We start from the raw sequence: 8,103 nt of genomic DNA, 5'->3' as shown, positions 1-8,103 counted from the left end.
GAGGGGTGAGGACAGGTTGCCAAATCCCTAACCGCCTCGCCATACTTGCGACATGAAATCGTGTGCATACACTGGCACCCGTAACAGGAAAGACTTGTCCATGCGTCCAGTGTCCGCCGTGATCGTGTCCCTTGCTGCACTTGCAGTATCCGCCTCTGCGGCCTTTGCCCAGGAGGGCGGCAATACAGACGATATGGACCTGGCGCTGGCGGCTGGCTGGAAAGCTGCCTTCGCCTGTTCCGACCTGTTCACAGCGGGCCAGTCGATGGCCGAGATCGACCAGAATGATCTCAGCGGCATCTACCCGGATTACCAGCGCGCGTTCGACACGCTGCCGAAGGCGCAGGTCAATACGGCCATGAAGACCGTGTCGGTGACCTATTCGGGGATGATGCCGCCGCGCATCGCCGCCTGGCGCCCCGGATTCGGCTGCACTCAGCTGCCGATTGGTGCCGATTTCAGCATGATTTCCTTCCTGCCGCATTTCGCCAGCTGGCCGGCCGCGCCGGCGCAGGACCGGGGCAGTGCCATCGGCGCGAACGTGAAGATCCAGCTGCGCACCGAAGAGGCCGAGCGGCTTGAAGCGCCGGTCTCGTTCGCCTTTGACGAGCGCACCTATGGCAATGGCACGCGCACCAGCGCGGTGCTCGTTGTGCGCGACGGGCAGGTCGTGGCTGAGCGCTATGCGCTTGGCGTGGACCATGAGACGCCGCAGCGGACATGGTCTGCCGGCAAGTCGATTGCGGCCACCGTTCTGGGCGCGGCCCGGCGCAACGGCCTGATCGATATCGATTATCCGGCAGTGATCGCCGACTGGAACAATGGCGCCGATCCGCGCCGGATAATCACGATCCGCAACCTGATGCACATGGCGAGCGGCCTCGACAGCGGCGGGAGCGGTGCGCGCACCGACCGGATCTATTTCGGCGGCGGGCGGGTGGTCGACCAGGCGGGCAGCAAGGTGCTGGAAGCCATGCCGGGCACGCGGTTCAAATATTCAAACAATGACACGCTGATCGCGATGCGGTCGCTGCGCGAGTCGATGAACGATGACAATGCGTTCCATCGCTTCCCGTATGAGAGCCTGCTGAACAAGATCGGCGCGGCGCACACGACCATGGAAATCGACTGGAACGGCGATTTCATCGCCTCAAGCCAGGTCTGGTCAACGGCGCGCGACCTGGCCCGGGTTGGCCAGCTCTACCTGCAGGACGGCCTGTGGGGCAATGAACGCCTGCTGCCGGAAGGCTGGGCGGAATTCGTGCGTACGCCAGCCCCGGCGCAACCGGAGAGCGGACCCGGCTATGGCGCGCAATTCTGGCTGATGAATGATGCGGCGGGGGTTCCCGAAGGCACGTTCTACATGGCGGGCAACCGGGGGCAGTTTGTCGTCATCGCGCCCAGCATGAATGCGGTGATCGTGCGCCGCGGCTATGACGCGAATGGCGGCGCAAATTTCGAGATCAATGATTTTACCCGCGACGTGCTAATGGCGCTGCAGGCAGCGGACGACGAACGTTCGGCGCTCAGGGCCCAGGCCGAGCTTGATGCCGAACTGGAGAACATGTCGCCGAAAGAGCGGGCGAAGTTTCTCGCCGGGCAATAGTCCGGCGCGGGGCCTATTTCGCGCCCATGCCGGACTCGGGCACGGCTTTCAGGTTGGTGATCGTCTGACGTTCGGACTCTCTGAAATCCTTCATCATGGCGGATCCGCTGATATCGACATTGACGCGGGCGACATGCGTTCGCCCGTCGGGTGCGCGGTTGCAGGCGACTTTCATTTCGAACTGGCTGATCCGGGCAATCGGGAGCGGCCTGAAGGGCTTTTCGGCGACCATCTCGACCGACAGGATGGCCGGGTCGTCCTTGGCGACGACAACCTTGCCTTTGAGGTATTTGAGAATGTCGTCCATGTCGCCGGGTTCAGCGCCGACCCGGGGGGCGTAAGTATAGGTGGCGGTCGTGGCCGTTTCGGACTCGAGCGCGGCATCATCCGGAATGTTGTTTCCAAGGTTGCTGCACCAGATATCGCCATCGGTATCGGCCTGCATGTTTTTGACCTGCTTGCTGAAATCGTCGCTCCAGTCTTTGCGTGGCGGAGAGATCACGGTGAGGCGTTCGCCTTCCGGCCGGGTCGGGTCGACCCGCATCATCGCGTCGGTGCCGTCATTCTGGACGATCACATCGAATATGTAGAGCGGCCCGTCCGGACTGGCGGCGAGCGCCTCCTGGAGCGGGGTTCCGGCGAGCGCCTGCCACGCCAGGAGAGCGAACAGGGACAGCGGGAGGAGCGAGCGGTGCATGATCAGACCCTTGTGTTGACGCTTGAACTGGCCAGACAACAAGGTTCACCTGAATCGCGCCTGAAAATAAAGAGGCAAGTGTCCCGTCTTGCGATAGTTTAATTCCCGACATGCCAGATAGCGCCGCCCCCGTGTTTACCTTGCCCGAACCCTTTGCCGGCTGGTTTGGTGCGCGGGGTTGGCAGCCGAGGCCGCACCAGCTGGCGCTGACCGAGGCGGCGCTGGCGGGCGATAGCGCGCTGCTGATCGCGCCGACGGGCGGGGGCAAGACGCTGGCGGGATTCCTGGCGAGCCTGATCGAGTTGGAGGACAAGGGGCGGCGGTCGAAGACGGGCATCCCGGCCCTGCACACGCTGTATATCTCGCCGTTGAAGGCGCTGGCCGTGGATGTGCAGCGCAACCTGATGGCGCCGGTCGGCGACACGGGGCTGGGCATCCGGATCGAGACACGCACGGGCGACACGCCCTCCCATGTGCGCCAGAGGCAGCGGCGTACGCCGCCGGACGTGCTGCTGACGACGCCGGAACAGCTGGCCCTGTTCATCGCCTCGGACCATGCGAAGGATTTCTTTGCCGACCTGAAATGCGTGATCGTCGACGAGGTGCATGCGATGGCAGCCTCGAAACGCGGCGACCTGCTGTCGCTGGGGCTCGCGACGCTTGGCAATTGGGCCCCGGCCTGCCGGTTCATCGGCCTGTCGGCGACGGTGAAGGAGCCGGAGGCCCTGGCGCGATGGCTGGCGCCGGACGCGCGCATCATCCGCGCCGAGGGTGGGGTGTCGGCGGAAGTGGATATCCTTGTCTCGCGGGAGCGGATTCCGTGGTCGGGCCATTCCGGGCGGTTCGCGGTGCCGGAAGTGTATGAGGTGATCAAGGCAGCGAAGATGGCGCTGGTCTTCGTCAATACGCGCAGCCAGGCCGAAGTGATGTTCCAGGAGCTGTGGCGGGTGAATGACGACAATCTGCGGATCGCGCTGCACCATGGCTCGCTGGCCAAGGACCAGCGTGTGCGGGTCGAGGCAGCGATGGCGGCGGGTCAGCTGAAAGCCGTGGTGTGCACCTCGACGCTCGACCTCGGCATCGACTGGGGCGAGGTGGACCTCGTGATCCAGATGGGCGCACCCAAGGGCGCTGCGCGGCTGATCCAGCGGATCGGCCGAGCGAACCACAGGATGGACGAGGCGAGCCGGGCGGTGCTGGTGCCGACGAACCGGTTCGAAGTGCTCGAATGCCGGGCGGCTGAAGCGGCGGTGGAGGCGGGCGAGATTGATGGTGAGGGCCTGAGGCAGGGATCGCTTGACGTGCTGGCGCAGCATGTGATGGGCCGGGCCTGCGGTGACGGGTTCGACCTGGTGCCGCTATATGAGGAGATCATCCGCGCGGCACCTTATGCGGATCTCGACTGGGAAACGTTCGAGCGGATCGTCGATTTCGTCGCCAGTGGTGGCTATGCGCTGAAGACCTATGACCGGTTCCACCGGATCGTGCGGCGGCCGGACGGGCGCTGGGTGGCGCGCACGGCGCAGGATGCGCAGCAGCACCGGATGAATGTCGGGGCGATTGTCGAGGCGGTGCAATTGTCGGTACGGCTAGCCAGTTTCGTGGGGAAGGGGGCAGGCGGCGACGGCAAGCGGACCGTGCGCGCGGGCCGCAAGCTGGGCGAGATCGAAGAGTATTTCATCTCGACCCTGGTGCCGGGGGATACGTTCCTGTTCGGCGGCGAAGTGTTGCGCCTGATCGGTGTCGAGGGGCTTGACGTGCTGACGGTTCGGGCGGTGGGCGAGAAGCCGGCGATACCGTCTTACAATGGCGGAAAATTCCCGCTGACGACCTTTCTCGCCGAACGGGTGCGCCAGATGATCCATGACCCGGCCCAGTGGGACGCGCTGCCCGGCCCGGTGCGGGAATGGTTCGCCGTACAGGCGCGCCGCTCAAGCATTCCGCCGCCGGATCATTTGCTGGTCGAGACCTTCCCGCGCGGGGACCGGCATTACATGGTCTGCTATCCGTTCGAGGGGCGCCTCGCGCACCAGACGCTGGGCATGCTGCTGACACGGCGGCTCGAGCGGATGGGGGCCAAGCCGCTGGGCTTTTTGGCGAGCGAATATGCGATGGCCGTCTGGGCGATGGAGGACATGGCGGGCCTCGACATGGGTGACCTGTTCCATCCGGACATGATGGGTGACGATCTCGAGGCGTGGCTGGACGAGAGCGCGCTGATGAAACGGACCTTTGCCCATTGCGCGCAGGTGTCCGGCCTGATCGCACGCAACCTGCCGGGCAAGGAGAAGAATTCGCGGCAGGTGAGTTTTTCCAGCGACCTGATCTATGACGTGCTGCGCAGCCATGAACCGGATCATATATTGCTGCAGGCGGCGCGGCAGGACGCAGCGACAGGCCTGCTCGACGTGCGGCGCCTGTCGGACATGCTGGTGCGCATACGCGGCAAGATTGACCACAATGTGCTGGACCGTATCAGCCCGTTCGCCGTGCCGGTGATGCTGGAAATGGGCCGCGAGCCAGTGTTCGGCGCCTCGGTGCAGGATGCGGTTCTGGGCGAGGCGGAAGACGTGCTGGTGCGCGACGCCATGCGGGAGTGAAAGTCAGGCCTGTGGGGCGGTGGCTTCTGGCCGGTTGATGGCGAGACGCCCGAGCAGGCGCCCGACAAGGCGTTTCCAGAAATGCAGGCGGCGCTCGGAGACTTCCGCGAGCAGGAAGCAGGCGGCCAGCGCCACGGCTGCGAGCGTGACCTGATGCGCCGGGTTGGCGCTGTCAAAAGCAGGCAGGCCATGCAGGAAGTTGAGCACCGGATAGTGGAACAGGTAGATGGAGAATGTCGCGCCGGCGAGCCAGCGGATGGTTGCGCCTGCGCGGGCGTTGATCCAGGTAACCTCGCGGGCGAGCCGGTGAACGCCGATGAAGTGGGCGGTCATCAACAGGGCGATCAGGAAATTCCAGATGAACTCGTCGGAAAAGCCGAGCACGTAGTCGGGCAGGGCGAGCCGATGAAGCAAGGCATCGGTCAGCGCGGTGATGTGCATGGGCACATGCAGCGCGAGGCCGCTGGCATAGAGCGCCCAGGGCGCAAGGGCGAGACCCCAGGCGGCCGCCTTTGGCAAGGTGGCCATGTGGTCCCGGCGGAGCGTCCGCTCGAGCCCGACGCCGAGCAGCCAGCAGGGCGCGAGCAGCAGGATGGGCGGTCCGACGACGAGGGCAATCAGCGCCAGCAGGGCCAGGCGCATGGGGCCGCGACAGAAAACAGCTATTCCGAAGCCGACATAATACCAGGCTTCGTAGGCGACCGACCAGAACGGGCCGTTGGACCCGACATTGATATTGCTGGACCAGACCTGCGTCGAGAAGGTCAGCGCACCGATGAGCTGGCCGATCCGGTTTTCGCCATTATACCACGGAGCCTCGTAGATTTGCGGCTGTAGCGATGAGCCGAATGTATCGAGCGCGAAGGTGAGGAGCAGGGCCGGGATGACGACGGAATGGAGCCGGGCGATCCGCGCCTCGGCATAGGCAGCGCGGCCGCGATCGCGCGCGAAGGTCGTGTAGGCGATCACATAGCCAGACAGGACAAAGAAGACGACGACGGCGTCGCTGCCGAGATTGATGTCCCGGATCCATTGCAGGTTGCCGTTCGTGAAGCGGGCATAGGCCAGGTGCGAGACAAAGACGGCGAGCGCGGCGAGAAAGCGCAGCGCATCGAGATAGAGGGAAAAGCCGCGATTCATCGGGCAATTCTCAAGGCATCAGTCAGGGACACTGCAGATTTGGCCATTGCCCCAGGGCCCCATCACGGTTTGTTTCTATCTGTCGGCTCGCCAGTCCTAGGAAGCCAAGCTTAAAACCCTTGTAAAGACAGGTGATTCTGCGTGACATTTGAATTCCGTTTCTGGGCGGGTGACAGCCCGCGTTGACGGCTGCGCGATTGCGGGTCACCTATCAGGGATGACTGCCGTCGCTGCCCGCCCCTCTGAAACGCTGCTGCACCTCGGCGGCGAGATGCTGTTACCGTTGCCGGAGGGCGCGCTGTGGTGGGCCGCCGAGCGCGTGCTTGTCGTCTCCGACCTGCATCTTGAAAAGGGCAGCGCCTATGCCGCGCGAGGGCAGATGCTGCCGCCCTATGATACCGGCGCTACGCTGGACCTGGTCGAGCGGCTGTGTGCGGCCCTGATGCCGAAGACGGTGATCTCGCTGGGCGACAGTTTCCATGACCGGGCCGCCGAGCTGCGCCTGCCGGCGGCCTATGCGGCGCGGATCAAGGCGCTGACCGACGCGCATGACTGGGTCTGGGTGGAGGGCAACCACGATCCTGATCCACCGTCCTACCTTGGCGGGCGCGCGGCGAAAGTTCTGCGGATCGGCAGCCTCGTGTTCCGGCACGAGCCGACGGGCGAGGTTGGCGAGATTGCCGGGCACCTGCATCCGGCGGTGAAGGTGAAAGGGCGCGGGCGCGTCGTGCGGCGGCGCTGTTTTGCCAGCGACGGGGCGCGGCTGGTGATGCCGGCCATGGGCGCCTTTACCGGCGGGCTGAACGTGCTGGACGATGCCTTTGTGCCGCTGTTCCCGGAGGGCCTGATGGCGTTCGCGCTCGGCGGCGAGCGCGTGTTTGCCGTGTCAGCCAAAAGCCTCGTGCCGGATGTCGCGAATGGTGCGCGCTGGCGGTTCTAGCCCGTCCAGTTCACGCCAAGGACGATGCGGCCGGTGATCATGGCCATGAAGACAAGCAGGATGGCGATCCAGATGCCGAGCACGCCGGCCGTGATGCGCCAGCGCTTGGGCGGCAGACCCTGTAGCAGGAAGGCCGCAATGCCCGCGATATTGATACAGACAAGGTTGGTGGCGAACAGGAACAGGCTGCGCAGGGCCAGACCGATATCGCCCTGCCCGAAATAGAGCCCGGCGGCTGACAGCGGCGGCACGAGGGCGACGGCGATCATGACGCCGACCAGAGACGCCGAGGCGCCCTTGTTGAGCGCCATCACGCCGGCTGCGCCCGAGGCGAGGGCAAGGGCGATGTCGCCGAGATGCACGATTGTGCGATTGTAGAGTTCCGGCGTGCGCGGATCGAAGTCGATCACCAGGCTGAGCAGGGCCGTGAAGACAAGCACGCTGACGGCGCCGACAAAGAGCGTGCGACCGGCACGCCAGGCGAGGGCGCCGTTGCCGACGATGGCGCCGATGACGATGGCGGTCTGGCCGCTGCGCATGCCCAGCGCGGCGATCAGGGCCGAGACGATGACCGTGATCAGGTATTCCGGCGTGAGGGCGATGGAATCGACGACATCGTGATAGATCTCGTCGGTGCTGCGCCGGTCGCGGCTGAGGAAGCGCTCGATCGGGGTGGGCGGACGCACGGGTTGGCCATGGTCTGTGCCGGCCACCTCCGGTTCCTGCAGCGGCGGGATGACGGGCTACAATTCGATGACGAGGGCGACGAATCCTTCATTGTCGTGCAGGGCGTTACTGAGGCGTTTGAGCAGGTTTTCGAAATCGTGGCTGAGCACAATGGCCGAGAACTTTTCGCGCCCTTCGGGAACGGTTTCCTGCAAGAGGCGGGCACTGCAGCTTTCGAGAATGCTGCGGGCTTCGTCCACGCCCACATCCTGGACAAAGACTTCGACGAGGCGTGATGACATGGCAGCGGACTCTTAAAGCACTTCCGCATCATTTGACTCCATATCCAGCAGCTTTGAAGTAGTTCTGGCATTCGTCGGCTGAGTAGAGGTCGATGACCGAGGCGATTGCGTTGTGGAGGTCTTCGATTGTCCTCGCGCCGATCCGTCTGAGG

At 64.6% G+C, this 8,103-nt stretch carries 7 protein-coding genes; 3 read left to right on the top strand and 4 right to left on the bottom strand.

The genetic code is table 11. The annotated features are described in order from the left end of the window. Positions 1-100: 100 nt before the first annotated feature. Positions 101-1,606 (top strand): serine hydrolase domain-containing protein, encoded by a 1,506-nt coding sequence (locus tag ACESNB_RS00345; protein ID WP_373002385.1) that lies wholly within the window; start codon positions 101-103, stop codon positions 1,604-1,606. Positions 1,607-1,619: 13 nt separating this feature from the next. On the opposite strand, the gene ACESNB_RS00340 is transcribed toward ACESNB_RS00345, so the two are convergent. After that, on the bottom strand, positions 1,620-2,303 hold the full coding sequence (locus ACESNB_RS00340; RefSeq protein ID WP_373002382.1) for a hypothetical protein: 684 nt from the start codon (positions 2,301-2,303) through the stop codon (positions 1,620-1,622). Positions 2,304-2,413: 110 nt separating this feature from the next. Between ACESNB_RS00340 and ACESNB_RS00335 the strand changes: the two genes are divergently transcribed. Continuing rightward, positions 2,414-4,903 (top strand): ligase-associated DNA damage response DEXH box helicase, encoded by a 2,490-nt coding sequence (locus ACESNB_RS00335; RefSeq protein ID WP_373002379.1) that lies wholly within the window; start codon positions 2,414-2,416, stop codon positions 4,901-4,903. A 3-nt stretch (positions 4,904-4,906) separates the two neighbouring features. Here the strand turns inward: ACESNB_RS00335 and ACESNB_RS00330 are convergent, their stop codons facing one another. Further along, the gene (locus ACESNB_RS00330; protein ID WP_373002375.1) at positions 4,907-6,043 is read right to left on the bottom strand and encodes an acyltransferase family protein; all 1,137 of its coding nucleotides are present in this window, start codon (positions 6,041-6,043) and stop codon (positions 4,907-4,909) included. Between the two features lie 217 nt (positions 6,044-6,260). On the opposite strand from ACESNB_RS00330, the gene pdeM reads away from it, so the two are divergent. Beyond that, the gene (gene pdeM, locus ACESNB_RS00325; protein ID WP_373002373.1) at positions 6,261-6,983 is read left to right on the top strand and encodes a ligase-associated DNA damage response endonuclease PdeM; all 723 of its coding nucleotides are present in this window, start codon (positions 6,261-6,263) and stop codon (positions 6,981-6,983) included. Here pdeM and ACESNB_RS00320 read toward each other — a convergent pair. Both ACESNB_RS00320 and ACESNB_RS00315 read right to left on the bottom strand, forming a co-directional pair. Continuing rightward, complete coding sequence (locus ACESNB_RS00320; protein ID WP_373002371.1) at positions 6,980-7,696, bottom strand: DUF389 domain-containing protein; 717 nt, start codon at positions 7,694-7,696, stop codon at positions 6,980-6,982. The two genes, pdeM and ACESNB_RS00320, sit on opposite strands and share 4 nt — an antisense overlap. A gap of 30 nt (positions 7,697-7,726) precedes the next feature. Further along, positions 7,727-7,951 carry a hypothetical protein gene (locus ACESNB_RS00315; protein ID WP_373002368.1) on the bottom strand — a complete coding sequence of 75 codons (225 nt, stop codon included), beginning with the start codon at positions 7,949-7,951 and terminating at the stop codon, positions 7,727-7,729. Positions 7,952-8,103 lie beyond the last annotated feature (152 nt).

The sequence above is a fragment of the Hyphomonas sp. genome (assembly GCF_041689225.1).
Taxonomy (GTDB): Bacteria; Pseudomonadota; Alphaproteobacteria; order Caulobacterales; family Hyphomonadaceae; genus Hyphomonas.
This window is presented reverse-complemented; position numbering and strand designations above follow the sequence as displayed.